Source organism: Vibrio sp. B1FLJ16 (genome assembly GCF_905175385.1).
GTDB lineage: Bacteria > Pseudomonadota > Gammaproteobacteria > Enterobacterales > Vibrionaceae > Vibrio.
This window is the reverse complement of the sequence record NZ_HG992749.1, coordinates 1,593,073-1,610,060: the sequence shown is the minus strand read 5'-3', so window position 1 is coordinate 1,610,060 and position 16,988 is coordinate 1,593,073. Positions and strand designations below refer to the sequence as shown.

Below are 16,988 nucleotides of genomic sequence, written 5' to 3'. Positions count from 1 at the left end.
TACTGCTATGTATTGCTAAAGACGAAAGGTCAGCACTGCTGACCTTTATGGAAATATTGCTAGTAAAACCGCTTGGGGTTAGATTCTGCCTTGAAGCGGGATGATTGTCACGTTTTCTCCCACTTTTACCGTGTCGATAGCAGGGGATATCTCAATAAGACAATTCGCTTCACTCATGGAACGCAAAATGCCAGAGCCTTGTTTACCCGTGGTGCGCACAGTTAACCGACCTGTTTCGTCAAGTTCGTAAATACCGCGACTGAACTCTGTACGACCTTGTCGAGAGCGTAGGTTTTCGGTTGCAACTGCATTTACTTTTAACGGTTTCCAGCCTTGCTCACCCTGCATTTTACGTATTGCTGGCTCTACAAAGTTAATGAATGAGACCATCACCGCCACCGGATTTCCTGGTAAACCGAAAAATGGTTTGTCTTTAATTTTTCCGAAAGCGAGAGGACGGCCCGGTCGCATATTGATACGCCAAAAATCAATTTGACCAAGTTTATCTAAGGCTAGTTTGATGTAGTCCGCATCACCAACCGATACGCCACCAGAGGTTATTACCATGTCTGCTTGTTCAGATGCCTTTTCAAGTGCTTCTGTCATGAGTTGCTCATTGTCTTCCAGAATACCAAAATCCAGAATTTCACAACCTAGTTGTTCAAGCATTCCCATAATGGTGAAGCGGTTTGAGTCGTAGATTGAATTGGCTTTCTGTTCGGTACCCGGAGCTTGCACTTCGTCACCGGTGGAAAAAATGGCTACTTTAAGCTTACGAAAAACATTCGCTTGTCCAAAACCCAGAGAGGCGAGCATTCCCATTTCTGGTGAGGAAAGGCGTGTGCCTACAGTGAATACGTCGCTGCCAACTGCCAGATCTTCACCAGCCAGACGTACGTTTTGACCCGCTTTTATGCCTGATGCATTAAACGTTACCTTGTCACCGTCTTGTGTCGCCTGCTCACGCATTACTACGGTATCACCATAAACCGGTGTCGGTGCACCAGTCATTATTTTAACCGTCTGTCCCATTTCCAATGGCTTATCATAAGCGTGGCCTGCAAGCACTTCTGCCATCACTTGGTAGTGTTCGCGGTTAAGATCATCACTACGAATGGCGTAACCATCCATTGCTGAGTTTGTGTACTGCGGCACATTTACCGAAGAAACGATGTTATCTGCCAAGACTCGGCCGTAACTATTCTCAATGTTAGCGCTTTCAGTTTCAGCGACGGTGTGAACCAAGGACAGAATTTTTTCCTGGCCCTGAACAACAGAAAGGAAGGCCGGAGATAAGGTGTCGCAGCAGGCTGCTTCTTTCTCTTTCTGCCCAGGTTGTTTTTTCTCTTCAACGTAACGAAGCACAAACTGAGCGATGGCATCCAGATCATTGATGCTCATCTGGGGCAAATTACAATCCAGTTCACTGCTATCAGAAGCAATTGCGATGATGTTTTCATCATGTGGGTAAAGCCATGGTTTACCAACTTCTTCACGGTGAAGCTCGATTTTCGGGAACGCGATGTTTTTACAGCCTTCAACCAGAACGACATCCAGTTTTTCTTCATCGAAACGGGTTAGCAGGTAATCGAAATCTGCCTCGGCTTCTGGAGTCTCGGTCATCAAAGCAAAGCGATTACGAGAGGCGATCAGCATTTGCGAAGCACCTGCTTTGCGCAATCGGTAACTGTCCTTACCCGGTTTATCGACATCAAAATTGTGGTGCGCGTGCTTTAACATTCCGATGCGTAAGCCTGCTTCGGTCAGTTTGGGTAACAATGCTTCTAGCAGAGTTGTTTTACCAGTGCCCGAATAGGCCGCAAAACCAAGAATAGGGATGTTTAACGTATGTTTCATTGTTCTAATTGTCCAAATTGCGACAGCTCTTCTGGGGTGTTTAAGTTGACGAAACAGTTTGGTGAGTCACTAAAGTCAACGTAACGGGTATTACATTCTCTATAAAGCAGAATGATCTTTCGATCGCCACGTTCTAAAAACGCAGTCAGTTTTGGTAGTACACGTTTATGGTACATGGTGAATACCGGCTGCTGATGATCACCATCATGAGCGACTAAAATATCAGTATCATCTTGAGCTGCATGACAAAAACGCTCTACCAAATCGGTGTTAATTTGTGGACTGTCGCAAGGAACAAACCCAACCCAGTCTGTTTCGGCGTGTACTAAGCCCGCGTGGATTCCACCCATCGGGCCGGGGTAATCTTTAAACTGATCGCTGAAGACGAAACCAAACTGACCGTAAGCGTCCTGGTTCCGGTTCGCATTGATTAAAATGCTTGGTGTTTGCGGAGATAAACGATCGATAACGTGTGCGATGAGTGGTTTATGATTCAGCTCTATCAGGCCTTTGTCTTTTCCACCCATTCGGCTAGCTTGACCACCAGCTAAAATGACCCAACTAGTTTGTGTTGGTTGCAGCATAATCGCTCTCTTGGAATATTTTTTTTAGTGTGACTTACAACAACCGCCATTTTATCAAAATCAAAAATTCTGGTCAGCTATTAGTGCAATTAATTGTATACAAGTTTAATGCGGGAAGCATATAAGGCTAGACTCATCAATTAGTCCGCTTCCCGTCACCTTGCAATAATATCATATTAGAGGGAATAACGAAGTTAGATTACCTTTATCTCCACGTCATAAATCTTATATTTCTGATTGAATAATAGAGAGTTTTTACTCGCGTTCGGGGGAATCATTCAGGTGAAAATACCATTTAATAATAACTGATAACGGCCATAAAACGTACGTTCTTGAATTTATTGAACCTTATTTTTACTAATTGATTTAGGTCAATCGTGTGGGTTTTTTCTTACAAGATAAGTTGAGTCTGTAGGATTAATCTTATACAACATCTGTTCAGATAGTGAACGGTGAGAAGGTAAAGAATGGATAAATTAACAGTTGATCAGACTCAGCCAAACCAGATAGCGGGAAATGAAGTAAGAGAGTTAGCTGATGCTCGAAATGAGCTCTTGTGGCTTCAGCGTGAAGTATATATACAGAGAACGCTGGCAGAAGGTTTTACTCGTCAATCTAAAGAAGATGAAGCTGCTAAAGCTTATAAAGAATTAGATAGAGCTTTAGAACGTATGCAAGAAGTAAAATCCCAGATATCAAACAGCGTTGCAACCAGCAGTGTCTTCAGAGACGTAGAAAAGGTGCCTTATTGGTAATAGTGGACGACATACTTATCAAGTTAAACAAACAGCTGACGGGTACAAAAGCAATAATCTTAATAAATTGAACTACCTGAAGGCACTATTTTTACTTTTAGAGTATCAGGTTTAAATGAAGCTCCTTTTCGAAACTTTCAAATGACAAGGACGTCTTTTCTAATTATTAGAATGTCTTTGAAAAAGAATAAAATAGTTTCACTCAGTCTTAGATGAACAACTTCCTTGATGGTATTGTAATTAGGCTGTCTGAATTACCATACCTCAGCCTTAATGAAGGCGAGAAAATCGATATCTGACTACAGGTTAATATTTAAATTAGCTAGTTTTTGTTGAAGTATATGAGTTCTCATGTGATGCGTGTTTAGGTATGACATACAGCAGTGGCGACTCTATCAACGTCTTATCTTTAATCCACCACTGTTTCTTACATAAATCAGTCAGCGCATTGGTTTGATGGCTTGTTACTACGATGCTGGAACCGCGATCAAGAAGATCTTTAGCCATTGCGACTATTCGTTCGATGGATTCAACGTCCAATGATGCACTCGGCTCATCCATTAATAAAATCGATGGTCTTAAGATCCAGGCTCTCGCCATAGCTACACGCTGTTTTTCACCACCAGACAGAACAGAGATGTGTTCGTCAGCTAATGTTTCTAAACCGACCATACGCAAAGCGTTTATCACCTGAGCACGCTTATCTTTTGCGGTGTCATGCTGATATTTTACGCCATATACAACGTTTTCATATACGGAACCATCAAATAGGTAAGGGGACTGGTGAAGATAGATAACATCAACACGTCCGCTGCGTCGTGTCCATTTCTTAAGCCAGGAATCTTTTGGCGCTATGACTTCTCCGGTTGACGATTTTAACAGCCCGGCGAGAATTTTAAGCAGAGTAGTTTTACCGACACCATTATCTCCCTTTAGGTAGATGGCATCGTTCGGGCCAATTGCCAGCTCAGGAATATGAAAAAGCACACGTTCTTTAAAACGCATGGACAACTGCTTGGCGGTGATTTTTATAGTCATAATGCGCCTTTATAGAGAGTCGAGGACACTTCAATGGCTCGTTTCATGTTCTGAGGTAGCCTTTGCCTCTCATACTGGATAAGAAGAAATTTAACGCTAACGCTAACGATAGTAATACAATACCTAATGCAACGCCTTGCGCAAAAGCACCTTTACTGCTTTCCATTGCGATTGCGGTCGGTATATTGCGCGTAACGCCCATAATGTTACCGCCAACCATCATAGAACAGCCTACTTCAGTGACTATGCGAGAAAATCCTGCAATGATTGCTGCAAGCAATGGGAAACGAGTTTCCCAGATCATAGTGGCAGCAACTCGTGGAAGCGATACACCCAAAGTAATTGATGTTTCGACCATACGGCGATCGCTCGACTGCAATGCACCGTGCATCATAGATACCAACACTGGGAAACAGATCAGCATTTGACCGAATATCATCGCTTTTTGAGTAAATAGCATCTGCCAACCGCCCCAAGGGCCAGCTCGGGACAAAAGCATGTACAGCAACAAGCCAATAACAACGGTAGGGACAGCTTGAAGCGTGTTCACTATCGACAACAAAAACCATTTACCACGAAAGTCTGTATAAGCCAGAACAAAAGAGGCTAAAATCGCCGGCGATACCACTAACGATATCGCCGAGATAGAAACGCTAAAGGAGACTGCGACGATCTCCCAAAGCTCAGCATCAAAGTTGACTAGTAGTCTTAGCGCTTCCAGTGTTGTATCGGCAAGGTTCATATTGCGTTATTTAGTCTCTGCGTTGGCCACAAATAACTGCTTACCATTAAGACGGAAACTGTTAATCATCTCCTGACCGTGTGATGTGACCAACCAATCACTGAACACTTTCGCGCCTTTATGATTGATCGTAGGGTAACGCTCTGGATTAACTAAGATCACTTGATATGGGTTAAACAGCATTTCATCACCTTGGAACAAGATTTCAAGATCCAGCTTGTTCTCGTATGCCAGCCAAGTGCCGCGGTCTGTCATTGTGTAACCCTGCATCTCAGATGCCATGTTAAGAGTAGGACCCATACCTTGACCTACACTGCGGTAGCCACCGAAGTTTGGTTCAATTTTTGTCTGAGCCCAAAAGCCCATTTCTTTCTTATGTGTGCCTGAGTCATCACCACGAGAAATGAATGTCGCATTTTTATCTGCGATTTCTTTAAACACGGCGAGGACAGTTTCATCATCTTTGATTTCAGCTGGATCATTTTTCGGGCCGACAATCACAAAGTCGTTGTACATCAGTTTGCGTGGCAAGACACCGTAGCCTTTCTCAACGAATAAACCTTCTGCCTTTGGCGCGTGGGTCATAACCAAATCAACATCACCGTTTTCACCCATCTTCAGCGCTTTACCTGTGCCGGCAGCAATAATGTCAACTTTATAGCCGGTATCTTTTTCAAACTGAGGGAGTAGGTAATCAAGCAGGCCAGAGTGGTAGGTACTGGTAGTGGTTGCCAGGCGAATATGTTCGCCATCTTGAGCGGAAAAAGCGGAGTAGCTTACTAGCGTTATTGACGTTGCAGCCAACGTTAGCGCAATTTTTTTCATTTTAGTTTGTTTCCTTTCCAATGATGATTCGGCTTCTGATACGTTGATACTATAGTAGACGAATGATTCCGATGACTCGCCCCTCTAAAAGCAAATAAAATGCCAACAATTTGTAAGTGTAATATGTTTATACCCAAATAACCTCAAGATGCTAGGTTCAGCGAGAATGACTTGGTTTACAGGCACGGCAACGATTTGAAGATCTAGTAGTTCTAAATTAAAAATCGTTAACAAAGGCTGTGAGCCAAGGCAACTCGCCCTTTGGGAGCGTGTCACTGACACAATTTCAGCGTCAAATAACTTGGAAAGAGCTTGCTATTCCACTGCGTTATTTTCCTCGAACTTGAGCCAGTGACAACGCTCTGAATCCTGCATCTTGAAGTCATTTGGGTATATTTATACGTTAATTCATAGACTTGTTTGCATAAATTTACACGTTGGTACAAAATGTCTCATCTGTAGTGGGGTGCGCCTGTCCTGTGTTGGTACACTCTGTCCCATCTCAATCCATCTGGGGTAAATATGTCTGGTCAATCCCATATTAGTACAAACCAACAATATAATGCTTTTTCGGTTTTGGTCGTTGATGACGAAACTGGCATGCAAGCGATATTGAAGAAAGCGCTCGGAAAACTTTTTTCTCAGGTAGATACGGCGGGCAGCATTGAAGATGCCGAACAGCTTCGTCAGTCACGTCACTATGATCTGATATTACTAGACATAAACTTACCCGGTCGTTCAGGTATTGAGTGGGAAGAAATATTCGAAGATGAGGAAAAGCGAGCAGATGTGATTTTCATGACTGGCTACGCTGACCTTGAAACGGCCATTCGTGCACTACAGCTCGGTGCGTCCGATTTTATTCTTAAACCTTTCAATCTGGAACAAATGCTGAAGTCCGTTATCCGCTGCATGGATCGTCGGCTTAACGAGCGAATGCAGTATGCGATGAAGCGCGATTATCAGCGTTACAACAGTTCAGAAATCATAGGCAGTTCGGAGAAGACAAACCAGCTTAAGTTACTCATTACCCAATTTGCACCGTCACGTGCGTCGGTTTTGGTTGAAGGGGAATCTGGTACAGGTAAAGAGCTTGTCGCACGCGGTCTCCATCAGGCAAGTGGAAGAAGCGGGCCGTTTGTTCCGATTAACTGTGGCGCGATTGCACCAGAACTCCTGGAAAGTGAACTGTTTGGTCATACTGCGGGCGCTTTTACCGGAGCGAAGAAATCACGAGAAGGACTGTTCCGCGTAGCAAATGGCGGCACGCTATTCTTGGATGAGATAGGTGAAATGCCGCTATCAATGCAAGCGTCACTGTTACGCGTGTTAGAACAAAGAACTATTCGGCCAGTTGGTTCTGAAAAAGAGATCAGTATTGATGTCCGTGTTGTAGCAGCAACAAACCGAAATCTGCAAGAAGAGGTTAACCAGGGTAACTTCCGCAGGGATCTCTTTTATCGTCTAAATGTCCTCAAAATTGAAGTGTGTCCGTTACGTGAGCGTAAACAAGATCTTTTTGAACTGGTTCCTTTCTTCAGTAGCATGTTAACCCGCGAACTAGGTATGCCTGCGCTTAAGTGGGCACATGAAGATATGCAGGCAATGGGCGAATACGATTGGCCCGGTAATATCCGAGAACTAAAAAACCTGATTGAGCGTTGTATTTTACTCGGAAAGCCACCAGCGCATTATTGGAATGAAATCAACGGTGGTCGTACGTTACAACATTCCGCTATGACGATTTCGAGGACAAACGAAGTCGAAAAGTTCGAAGAGAATGTTGAGACTTCTGGTGAAGGTTACCCAAATGACTGGACACTAAAAGCCGTGGAAAAAGCCCACATTCAGCAAGTCGTTAGCCTGCATGACGGTAACAAATCTGCAGCGGCTCGTGACCTGGGAGTCGCGCGCAAAACGTTAGAGCGCAAATATAAAGAGTGGGATGCAGAGGAAGAGGAATATGCCGACTAAATGGCACCAACATATTGGACTGTCTAAATGGACACACCGGTTTAAAACATGGTGCGTTACCGTTTACTGATTCTGACATCTGCGCCAATTTTTATGACTTTGCTTGCTTTGATCGGTATCACTATCTATTGGTCCATTCAATACACGTGGCAAAACACCCTTCAGGATGTGTCAGAACGCCTGGGGGTTGCCGAAAACAGTGTCGAACTGCTGCAACAGAAGCAAGCGAACTACGTTAGATCTTTTGCTGACTCCTATGACTTTCGTATCCGCATTAATCAGAATTTACCAATCGATGAACTGCAAGACTGGGTAACAGAGCAGAAACGCCGGTATGGATTGGATTTCCTGTCTTTTAAACACGTTAATTCAATTGAAAACAAATTCCGCTTTATGGATTTAACTAAGCGGGAATCTTTCTTTGATGTATTAAGTAAAGAAGAGCTGGAACAACTTGAACCGGAGCTTGCTAAACGAGCAGAAGTAGCGATTGCCGCGCAAGGTGCTACGCAAGAGTCTGATGTAGAAACGAACGGATTGGTGAGTCGTACTGTTATACCTGTCTACAGTCGATTTAATGACTTGATTGGTTTCTTGGATGGCGGATTGCTTCTTAACAACAGCACGGTACTGGTGGATCAAATTCGTGATCTTATTTACCCAAACGATAATGATCGATTGCGTCCCGTTGGCACATTGACTCTCTTTCTCTCGGATTTACGAGTCAGCACTAATGTTCCTTTGAATAGCGACCACCGTTCAGGGCGCGCTATTGGTACGAAAGTAAGTAGCGAAGTCTCAGAGCAAGTACTTGCAGGAGGTGAGCAATGGGTAGGCCGCGCATACGTGTACGATGCTTGGTATATAACGGCTTATCAGCCGATTAAAGACCAGTACGATAACGTAATTGGAATGATCTACACAGGTTACCTGATGTGGCCATTTGTAAAAGCGTACATGACTAACATCGCTGAAATCAGTCTGGTAACGGTGATGCTTTTATTGGTTTCAGGTGCAATGGTATACCGCGGTTCTCGTGATTTGTTCAGACCAATTGAACGTATTCATAAAGTGGTAAAACTGGTTCAATTAGGCAAAGAAAAACGTATCGGTCCACTGGGGCTTGATGATGATCATGAACTGGCTCAGCTGGCAAAGCAGTTCGACAATATGCTCGATGCACTTCAGGAGCGTAAGCGTGAACTTAAGACCGCCGCCGCACAGCTCGAATGTAAAGTTCAGGAGCGTACCGCTAGCCTGAGAGAAAAAACCGAAGAACTTGAAATGCACATTCAGTTACTCAATCAGACAAGGGATAAACTTGTCGTTCATGAAAAATTGTCTGCACTTGGGGAATTAACCGCAGGAATTGCACACGAGATTAACAACCCAACGGCCGTTATTCTTGGAAATATTGAACTGATTCATTTTGAGCTTGGCGAGGATGCGGATCGGGTACAAGAAGAAATCGATGCTATTCATACGCAAATCGATCGAATCAGAAACATCACCCGGAGCTTATTACAGTACAGCCGACAGGGCGGTATCCAGGATGAAATTACCTGGCAGCATGTGAATCCGGTTATTGATGAAAGCATTACACTGGTAAAAACGGGAAGCAAAAAGCGAGATATTGAGTTTGTTACCGATCTCCAGGCTCATACATCGGTGGAGATTAACCGCCACCAACTATTGCAGATCTTGGTTAATTTACAAATGAATGCTATCCATGCCATGAACGGAAAAGGAAAATTAGTCGTTACCAGTGAAGATTGGATGGAAGACGGGGAGGTCAAAGGCGCTGTGATTCACGTTGCGGACGAAGGTTGTGGTATCAAGCCAGAAAACATCGGCCGTATCTTCTCTCCGTTCTACACAACCAAACGAGAAGGTACTGGCTTAGGACTTTCGGTTTCACAAAGTATTCTCAGCCAGACTGGCGGAGAGCTGAAGGTAGAGTCTGAACTTGGAAAAGGCAGTGTTTTCAGTATTTACCTACCAAATAAAGCAGAGTTAATGCTAGAAGTTATGAACATTGCATAATTCGCTTTAAACGAGAGTTGAAAAGGTCAGTATTGTCACTGGCCTTTTCTATTTTAACGGGAACTCAATACCCGGCAAGCTGAAGGACATGGTGTTTGAACCTCGCTTTTCATACATCTGAAAACAAAGTTTCTGATTAATTCATAAAAACAACACTTGCAGTGTGTAGCCTTAACAAGTACCGTTGCCCGGTTTTTCCCTAAATACACTCTAATTGCTAAGGTAAAGGTTTTGATCTCCACAGCGAATATTACTCAACAATTCGGCGCTAAGCCGCTATTCGAAAACATTTCAGTTAAGTTCGGTGAAGGTAACCGTTATGGCTTAATTGGCGCTAACGGTTGTGGTAAATCAACCTTTATGAAAATCCTAAGCGGTGAGCTTGAACAGACAAGTGGTAACGTAAGCTACGACCCAAATGAGCGTGTCGCTAAGCTGAACCAGGATCAGTTCGCATATGAAGAATTCACCGTTATCGATACGGTAATCATGGGTCATAAAGAACTTTGGGAAGTTAAAAAAGAACGCGACCGTATTTACTCGCTTGCTGAAATGAGTGAAGAAGACGGTATGAAAGTGGCTGATCTTGAAGTTCAGTTTGCCGAAATGGACGGTTACATGGCAGAAGCAAAAGCGGGTGAGCTTCTTCTGGCGGTAGGTATTCCAATGGAGCAGCACTTTGGCCTAATGAGCGAAGTTGCACCAGGCTGGAAACTTCGTGTTCTTCTTGCTCAGGTATTGTTTGCAGACCCAGACATCATGCTACTTGACGAACCGACCAACAACTTGGATATGGATACTATCCGTTGGTTGGAAGACACGCTAAACGCACGTAACTGCACAATGATCATCATTTCGCACGACCGTCACTTCCTAAACTCAGTTTGTACTCATATGGCTGACCTAGATTATGGTGAACTGCGCGTTTACCCAGGTAACTATGACGAGTACATGACTGCGGCTTCTCAAGCTCGTGAGCGTCTGCTTAATGACAACGCGAAGAAGAAAGCACAAATTGCTGAACTGCAAACATTCGTTGCGCGTTTCTCTGCAAACGCTTCAAAAGCAAAACAAGCGACGTCTCGTGCTAAGCAAATCGATAAGATTAAGTTGGACGAAGTTAAAGCGTCTAGCCGTCAAAACCCATTCATTCGTTTTGAACAGTCTAAAGAGCTGTTCCGTAATGCTCTGATTGTTGAAAATCTGAGCCAAGGCTTTGAAGATGATCTGTTCGCTAACTTCGATGCGATTTTTGAAGTAGGTGAACGTGTAGCAATCATCGGTGAGAACGGTGTGGGTAAAACAACGCTGTTAAACACTTTAGCTGGCGTTCTAGAACCGCGCACGGGTACTTACAAATGGTCTGAAAACTCAAACATCGGTTACTACGCGCAAGACCACGCTCATGACTTTGCAGAAGACATGAACTTAACCGACTGGATGGGGCAATGGCGTCAAGAAGGCGATGACGAGCAAGTGGTTCGTAGCTTCCTGGGTCGTATGCTGTTTGGTCAGGATGATATCAAAAAATCGGTTAAAGTACTGTCTGGTGGTGAGCAAGGTCGTATGCTGCTTGGCAAACTGATGATGCACAAACCAAACATGCTGCTGATGGATGAACCAACCAACCATATGGATATGGAGTCTATTGAATCATTGAACACAGCGCTTGAGCAATACAAAGGGACACTGTTCTTCGTATCTCATGACCGTGTGTTTGTAGACTCTCTTGCAACCCGTATTCTTGAAATTCGTGATGGTAAAATCACGGACTTTAAAGGAACTTACTCTGAGTTCCTTAAATCACGTGGTATTGACGGCTAATACCGCCACTGAAGTGAATTTTTCAAAACAAAAAAGACCTCATTACGAGGTCTTTTTTCTGTCTCTAATCTTTGAACTGACCGGTCAGATAAGCGTAAATACCGACAACGCCGAAGGTAATTATCATCGAAACCAGAATGCCGCTTGGCGTAAGCAAAAAACTCCATAGCTGGTCAATGTCCATTGTTCACGTCCTTTGTGAATCCCTATGATGCTTTAAGTCTAACTCATCTGACGACTTAGTGATTTGTTAATAACTGCCTTTTACGTCAAAGTCAATTTTCTCTGCGCCAGTAAAGACCTGGAAGCGTAAGCCTTTCGCCCTGGCGATAGTGGTAATGCCAAACTTTTTCGCTAGGTCCAAACCCATTTGAGTCACGCCGGATCGGGACAGCAAAACAGGGATACCCATTTGGGCGACTTTTATTACCATCTCAGATGTAAGGCGACCGGTAGTATAGAATATCTTATCTTCGCCTGTTTCCTGGTTGAGCCACATTTCACCGGCAAGTGTATCAACTGCATTGTGACGACCTACATCTTCTACGAACGAAAGTACTTGGTTACCTTTACACACCGCACAGCCATGCACCGCACCCGCTTTTTTATAGGTGTCGTTGTAATGAGTTAATGCTTCAAGTGCGGCGTAGATTTCTGATTGTTTAAGCGGTACTTGAGGCACTTGGTAATCTTCCAGCTGCTTCATTACGTTGCCGTACATGGTGCCCTGACCACAACCTGACGTTACAGTTTTCTTCTTCAAAGCACCTTCAAGGTGTTCAATGTTTTCTTGGGTGATAACCGCGGCAGAGTGCGTTTCCCAATCAATAATCACTGATTCAATTGCTTCTGCATCAGACAAGAAGCTTTGGTTTTTCAAATAACCCAATACTAACGCTTCTGGTCGTGAGCCAAGCGTCATCAGAGTAACAACTTCCTTCCAGTTCAACATAACGGTAAGAGGACGCTCACAAGCGATTTGCTTGGTCAGTTTCTCTCCGTACTCATCGTATACGTCTACTTCGATAGTCTGCAGGGGATTTTCACTGGTTTTAATAATATTTGGTTTTAGCACATGCTTGTCCTAATCAGTGAGGGAGTAATGAACTCCGCAAAGATTTTCTAAGTTTTACTCATTTTGTACAGCAAATCTCATTCCAACATAGTGGTTGAGACAAAAAATGTGAACCTTTGACTCAAATCGGAGTAAAAGCTCAGAGTTCGCATCAATGGCACTTTAATAAACTTAATTATCAACTAATTTGATAATAGAGGGATTATAGCGCTATACATCAAATTGCCCTGGCGTGTTTATTGCTTACTAAAGCTAAATTGTCTAAAGCAGATTCAAAACAAAAGGTCACAATATCTTTGTTGCCACAAGACTAAGAGAAGTGAATTGGATGAGTTATGTCACACAATATTAAAGAAATTAAAAACCAATACGAGAAGACAGAGGATTCGTGGCCGATTGGTGTAGAGCTGGTTGAGCACGAAATTGCAACAGGAATTTGGGTTACTACCCAATGGCAGTTAACAGGTTTTCAGCTTGTCCCGAATGAGGACACGCCGGATGTATGCCTGCTGCAACTTCACAGAGATGAGCGAACAGATTATCGATTTAATCTTAGCTCCCAAAACCCAAAACTCTTCCTTGTTATGGATAACCTCGACTCCGTTGAAAAACCAGTTATACAGCTAATTACCGCATCACAAGCTGTCGCTGCGCGGTATATGGATAGTGATAACCTGGTCTTGTCTAATAACATGCCTTTACCTGTCCAGGCATGGATGGAGGCTTTCATCGGGCGTCACGGAGAAATGTTAGAAATAAAACGTAAGAAACGTAAGGGTGCGGGTCGATCAAATGGCAACTAGTTCTTTTTTAAACCGCTGGTCGCAACGTAAACTAGAGCGAACCTTGGGCCAGCAAGACGAAGAGCAGCTAACTAACGATCCTGAGTTGATTCTTGAAGATAGTCATCCTCAAGCCGTGCAGGTTGAAGATTCAACTCCAGCTGTTGATACTGAATCAGATCCATCCTCTAAAGTGGAAAACACGGAAGAGATGTCGATAGCGAGTTTACTGGTCTCAGAAGCATCCGAAAGTGTAAAAAAAGCTGCGTTACGCAAGTTGTTCTTATCCGAAGAGTTTAATGTTCGGGATGGCTTGGACGATTATGATGACGATTACAGTAATCTGAAATCACTCTCTGAAGGGGTGGCTGATACACTGCGTGATTGGATAAAAGACAAATCTGAAGAAGAACAAGTGCAAGAACGGCATGCCATTCAGGCTGAAGACGAACCAGAGAGCAAAGGTCTTATCGATTCTGCACGGGAAGGTAAAGAAATCCCCGAACCTGATAACGAACTGTATGAAAATACAGTTACCACTAATACGGATACTTCGGAATTAAATACAGCCCCTGAACTGATAGGACAAAATAGACCAGATCAAAAATAGGTACATTTTGACTAAACACTCAATGAGCCGAGTGGGACAAATTGTCTCGCTCGGCTTTTTTATTGACCAAAATCATCCTGATTTAATTTAAATGCATGAATTGATTGAATTTTTAAGTTGGCACATCCTTTGCTATTTGGTTGTCAATACCAACTGATTGTATGTTTCAGCCGGAAGCCTTGGCTTTAGGTTCTGTGTCGAGCTCCCAAAACAAGAGCTCATTTATAGTTTAATCAGCAAAATCTACGGCGCTAACTACAATGAAAGATGGACAATTATCCATGTTAACTAATGGAAACAAGCATGTTGAAACAATTATTAAAGCAAACGACGTCCAGTAAAAACGGTGAAGCAAGGTTATATGCGTTTGAAAATACTGTTGAGTTAACAAATTTAATTCCGCCAACGGTGAGTTACGAGAGCTGTGGTAATACGTTAATTGTTGGTCCGACAGCAATAATAGAAAGCGCAGCAGCTCAATTACCACAAATGAATAGCCTTACGCTGCTCTCTACAGATGGAGCGACGGGCACCAACTCAGAACTGTATTATGCCAACTCTGTTCAGGTCTCAGGGTTCCTGGGTACTTTTGAAGTTTTTATCGAAAATAATGGCTCGGTGAACAATCTTGCGAAAATTGCCATCAATAGTGATTGTTTTGATGTCGTTCTTGACCTGTGCCTTAACAGTTGTATGTCTGAAGAGGTACCAGTACCTGGCTACTATCCGGTAGGGCGAGGTTATCCAAAATTAGCAGAAGCGCTGGAAGAGATACCAACGCTTATGGGTACATTCGATAAACCAAAATTCTTCCGCTTGAATACGGATTTATGTGCGCACAGTTCGCGAGGCGTTAAAGGCTGCGAGCGTTGCGTAGATGCCTGTCCGGCAGGGGCATTATCCAGTGAAGGCAGTGACAAAACAGGACATCGTATTGAGATAAATCCATATCTTTGCCAGGGCGTTGGTACCTGTGCAACCGCTTGTCCTACTGAAGCTATTCACTATGCGCTTCCAGATCCTGAAGATACGCAAAAATTCATCGAACGTACGCTGGCTAATTATGAGAAAGCAGGTGGCGTCGATCCTATCGTCCTGATTTGCAGTTCACGTCATGAGACATACAACGTAATGGCACTTAAAGCTCTGCCAGAGAATATCATTCCGATTGTAGTAGAGGAACTGCCTTCAATTGGTATTGATACCTGGTTTGCGGCACTGGTCAATGGCGCTACTCAAGTTCTGTTTGCTGCCTCGCGTTTTATGCCGCCAACCATTCTGAGAGTATTGAACAGTGAAGTTGGTATTGCTCAAGAGCTGCTAGCGCAACTGGGTATCGCAAAAGAAACTATCGATATTCTGTATCTGGAGTCACTCCGTGAGGGCGCGCCAACAATATGTACAGATTCATTCGACTTAGCGTTAGGTGAGTTACAGGGTAATAAACGTCAGCGATTATTTACCGCTTTGGATGCACTGTCTGCTTCACGTATTCCTGTCGACAACATTGTCGAACTACCAGTCAATGCGCCATACGGTTCTGTTTCTTGTGAAAGCAAAGACTGTACGTTGTGCATGAGTTGTGTAGCGGTATGTCCGACTCGCGCCCTGCATACCGATGGAAAATCTCCGTCACTTAAGTTTGTTGAGCAAGACTGTGTTCAATGTGGCTTATGTGAGAAGGCATGTCCTGAAAACGTTCTTACTTTGTCACCACGTATGAACTGGGTGAAAGAAGAACGTCAGAAAGCGGTCGTAATTCATGAGGAAAAGGCTGCGGAGTGCCTACGTTGTCATAAACCTTTCGCGCCTAAATCCATGATCGATATGTTGCAGAATAAACTGCGTGGTCATTCTCACTTCTCAGACGAAGCCGCTATCAACCGTATCGCTATGTGTGAAGACTGCCGTGTTGTCGATATGTTCGAGTCGATGGCTAATGATCCATTAAAACAACTTAAATATTAGGAGCCTACGGTGGAAAAACAGCAAGAGCAGACACTGAGAACTGAAATTTATCTGATTCTATCGGCACTTTTCCGCAGTGCACCTAGTGAAGAAATGTTGGATTTTCTTAAGACACTGGAGGTTGAACCTTCAGTAAGTGCGATGCAACAAGCATGGATCTCAGTTAGGCAAGCCGCTGTTCAAGCTGAACGTGAAGCGCTTGATGACGAATATCAGAATCTTTTCATCGGTATCGGCCGTGGTGAAGTTTTACCCTTTGCATCATGGCATCGAACTGGCTCCATGATGGAAAAACCACTAGCAGATATTCGCCACGATCTTGAATTGTTAGGCATTGAACGTGAAGAAAACGTTAAGGAGCCAGAAGATCATATTTCCGCACTTTGTGAAGTGATGTCCATGCTCACAAGTGAAGAGGAAAGGCTGCAACAAGCCGTGTTTAACAAACATATTTCACCTTGGTTTAGCGCGTTTAATCATCAGCTGGTAAATGCTGAGAGCGCAGATTTTTATAAACCAGTCGCACAACTTTGTGAGGCATTTTTAACGCTGGAACAAGTTCGATTCAGTGAGAATACCAAAAGCAGTAAAGCCAAATTAAAAATTGATGTGAAAAACGTCACCGATTACGACTAATCGAGCAGTACTTAATCATATCGATAGAGAGGCATGAACCTCCTCAGATCTACCGGAAGGTAAGGAAGCAATGATGAAAGATAACAAAGTAATAAACCCAAGCCGCAGGGAGCTATTGAAAGGCTTCACAACCGCTGCCGTAGCAGGTGCAGTCGTAGCTGGAACCACAAAAGTGGCCAATGCTGCAGAATCGGCAGTGTCTTCAGAAAAAGATGAGAAGACGAAAGGCTATCGTGAAACTCAGCACATTCGTGATTACTACGACACACTATAGG

At 43.6% G+C, this 16,988-nt stretch carries 14 protein-coding genes and 1 pseudogene; 9 read left to right on the top strand and 6 right to left on the bottom strand.

The window, feature by feature from the left end:
• Positions 1-78: 78 nt before the first annotated feature.
• Together KHN79_RS07260 and mobA are read right to left on the bottom strand one after the other, a co-directional pair.
• Positions 79-1,857 (bottom strand): bifunctional molybdopterin-guanine dinucleotide biosynthesis adaptor protein MobB/molybdopterin molybdotransferase MoeA, encoded by a 1,779-nt coding sequence (locus KHN79_RS07260; RefSeq protein WP_182007781.1) that lies wholly within the window; start codon positions 1,855-1,857, stop codon positions 79-81.
• Positions 1,854-2,441, bottom strand: coding sequence for a molybdenum cofactor guanylyltransferase MobA (mobA, locus tag KHN79_RS07255; protein WP_182007782.1), 588 nt, complete (start codon positions 2,439-2,441; stop codon positions 1,854-1,856). Before mobA ends, KHN79_RS07260 begins: the two co-directional genes overlap by 4 nt.
• A 467-nt stretch (positions 2,442-2,908) precedes the next feature.
• On the opposite strand from mobA, the gene KHN79_RS07250 reads away from it, so the two are divergent.
• Complete coding sequence (locus KHN79_RS07250; RefSeq protein ID WP_182007783.1) at positions 2,909-3,196, top strand: hypothetical protein; 288 nt, start codon at positions 2,909-2,911, stop codon at positions 3,194-3,196.
• Between the two features lie 318 nt (positions 3,197-3,514).
• Here KHN79_RS07250 and KHN79_RS07245 read toward each other — a convergent pair whose 3' ends face one another.
• From KHN79_RS07245 to KHN79_RS07235, 3 genes are read right to left on the bottom strand one after another with little or no spacing between them, the layout of a single operon-like run.
• On the bottom strand, positions 3,515-4,234 hold the full coding sequence (locus tag KHN79_RS07245; RefSeq protein WP_182007784.1) for an energy-coupling factor ABC transporter ATP-binding protein: 720 nt from the start codon (positions 4,232-4,234) through the stop codon (positions 3,515-3,517).
• A 43-nt stretch (positions 4,235-4,277) separates the two neighbouring features.
• Positions 4,278-4,976, bottom strand: coding sequence for an ABC transporter permease (locus KHN79_RS07240; protein WP_182007785.1), 699 nt, complete (start codon positions 4,974-4,976; stop codon positions 4,278-4,280).
• Between the two features lie 6 nt (positions 4,977-4,982).
• Positions 4,983-5,801 carry a substrate-binding domain-containing protein gene (locus KHN79_RS07235; RefSeq protein WP_182007786.1) on the bottom strand — a complete coding sequence of 273 codons (819 nt, stop codon included), beginning with the start codon at positions 5,799-5,801 and terminating at the stop codon, positions 4,983-4,985.
• A 522-nt stretch (positions 5,802-6,323) separates the two neighbouring features.
• Between KHN79_RS07235 and KHN79_RS07230 the strand changes: the two genes are divergently transcribed.
• The 3 genes and pseudogenes from KHN79_RS07230 (at position 6,324) to KHN79_RS07220 (ending at position 11,642) form a co-directional block, all read left to right on the top strand.
• Entirely contained in the window at positions 6,324-7,775 is a 1,452-nt protein-coding gene (locus tag KHN79_RS07230) for a sigma-54 dependent transcriptional regulator (RefSeq protein WP_182007787.1), read from the top strand.
• Positions 7,765-9,818 (top strand): annotated as a pseudogene (locus KHN79_RS07225) (cache domain-containing protein). The gene KHN79_RS07230 and the pseudogene KHN79_RS07225 overlap by 11 nt, the downstream one beginning before the upstream one ends.
• A gap of 231 nt (positions 9,819-10,049) precedes the next feature.
• Positions 10,050-11,642, top strand: a complete 1,593-nt coding sequence (locus KHN79_RS07220) for an ABC-F family ATPase (protein WP_182007789.1) — start codon at positions 10,050-10,052, stop codon at positions 11,640-11,642.
• 250 nt (positions 11,643-11,892) lie between these two features.
• Here KHN79_RS07220 and KHN79_RS07215 read toward each other — a convergent pair whose 3' ends face one another.
• Positions 11,893-12,717 carry a formate dehydrogenase accessory sulfurtransferase FdhD gene (locus KHN79_RS07215; RefSeq protein ID WP_182007790.1) on the bottom strand — a complete coding sequence of 275 codons (825 nt, stop codon included), beginning with the start codon at positions 12,715-12,717 and terminating at the stop codon, positions 11,893-11,895.
• A 335-nt stretch (positions 12,718-13,052) separates the two neighbouring features.
• Here KHN79_RS07215 and KHN79_RS07210 point away from each other — a divergent pair, with 335 nt between their 5' ends.
• The 5 genes from KHN79_RS07210 to KHN79_RS07190 all read left to right on the top strand — a co-directional run bounded on the left by KHN79_RS07210 (position 13,053) and on the right by KHN79_RS07190 (position 16,987).
• Positions 13,053-13,520, top strand: coding sequence for a DUF3305 domain-containing protein (locus tag KHN79_RS07210; protein ID WP_182007791.1), 468 nt, complete (start codon positions 13,053-13,055; stop codon positions 13,518-13,520).
• Positions 13,510-14,109 carry a DUF3306 domain-containing protein gene (locus tag KHN79_RS07205; protein WP_182007792.1) on the top strand — a complete coding sequence of 200 codons (600 nt, stop codon included), beginning with the start codon at positions 13,510-13,512 and terminating at the stop codon, positions 14,107-14,109. Before KHN79_RS07210 ends, KHN79_RS07205 begins: the two co-directional genes overlap by 11 nt.
• A 303-nt stretch (positions 14,110-14,412) precedes the next feature.
• Positions 14,413-16,077, top strand: a complete 1,665-nt coding sequence (locus tag KHN79_RS07200; RefSeq protein ID WP_182007793.1) for a 4Fe-4S dicluster domain-containing protein — start codon at positions 14,413-14,415, stop codon at positions 16,075-16,077.
• Between the two features lie 9 nt (positions 16,078-16,086).
• Positions 16,087-16,713, top strand: coding sequence for a molecular chaperone TorD family protein (locus KHN79_RS07195; protein WP_182007794.1), 627 nt, complete (start codon positions 16,087-16,089; stop codon positions 16,711-16,713).
• Between the two features lie 73 nt (positions 16,714-16,786).
• On the top strand, positions 16,787-16,987 hold the full coding sequence (locus KHN79_RS07190; RefSeq protein WP_182007795.1) for a twin-arginine translocation signal domain-containing protein: 201 nt from the start codon (positions 16,787-16,789) through the stop codon (positions 16,985-16,987).
• The last annotated feature ends 1 nt before the right edge of the window (position 16,988 follow it).

What these genes read in the sequence shown, in the direction of transcription:
- KHN79_RS07230 (WP_182007787.1), top strand. Translation starts at nt 6,324, where the DNA reads ATGTCTGGTCAATCCCATATTAGTACAAACCAACAATATAATGCTTTT.
- KHN79_RS07240 (WP_182007785.1), bottom strand. Translation starts at nt 4,976, where the DNA reads ATGAACCTTGCCGATACAACACTGGAAGCGCTAAGACTACTAGTCAAC.
- KHN79_RS07190 (WP_182007795.1), top strand. Translation starts at nt 16,787, where the DNA reads ATGAAAGATAACAAAGTAATAAACCCAAGCCGCAGGGAGCTATTGAAA.
- KHN79_RS07260 (WP_182007781.1), bottom strand. Translation starts at nt 1,857, where the DNA reads ATGAAACATACGTTAAACATCCCTATTCTTGGTTTTGCGGCCTATTCG.
- KHN79_RS07235 (WP_182007786.1), bottom strand. Translation starts at nt 5,801, where the DNA reads ATGAAAAAAATTGCGCTAACGTTGGCTGCAACGTCAATAACGCTAGTA.
- KHN79_RS07250 (WP_182007783.1), top strand. Translation starts at nt 2,909, where the DNA reads ATGGATAAATTAACAGTTGATCAGACTCAGCCAAACCAGATAGCGGGA.
- KHN79_RS07210 (WP_182007791.1), top strand. Translation starts at nt 13,053, where the DNA reads ATGTCACACAATATTAAAGAAATTAAAAACCAATACGAGAAGACAGAG.
- mobA (WP_182007782.1), bottom strand. Translation starts at nt 2,441, where the DNA reads ATGCTGCAACCAACACAAACTAGTTGGGTCATTTTAGCTGGTGGTCAA.
- KHN79_RS07200 (WP_182007793.1), top strand. Translation starts at nt 14,413, where the DNA reads ATGTTGAAACAATTATTAAAGCAAACGACGTCCAGTAAAAACGGTGAA.
- KHN79_RS07245 (WP_182007784.1), bottom strand. Translation starts at nt 4,234, where the DNA reads ATGACTATAAAAATCACCGCCAAGCAGTTGTCCATGCGTTTTAAAGAA.
- KHN79_RS07205 (WP_182007792.1), top strand. Translation starts at nt 13,510, where the DNA reads ATGGCAACTAGTTCTTTTTTAAACCGCTGGTCGCAACGTAAACTAGAG.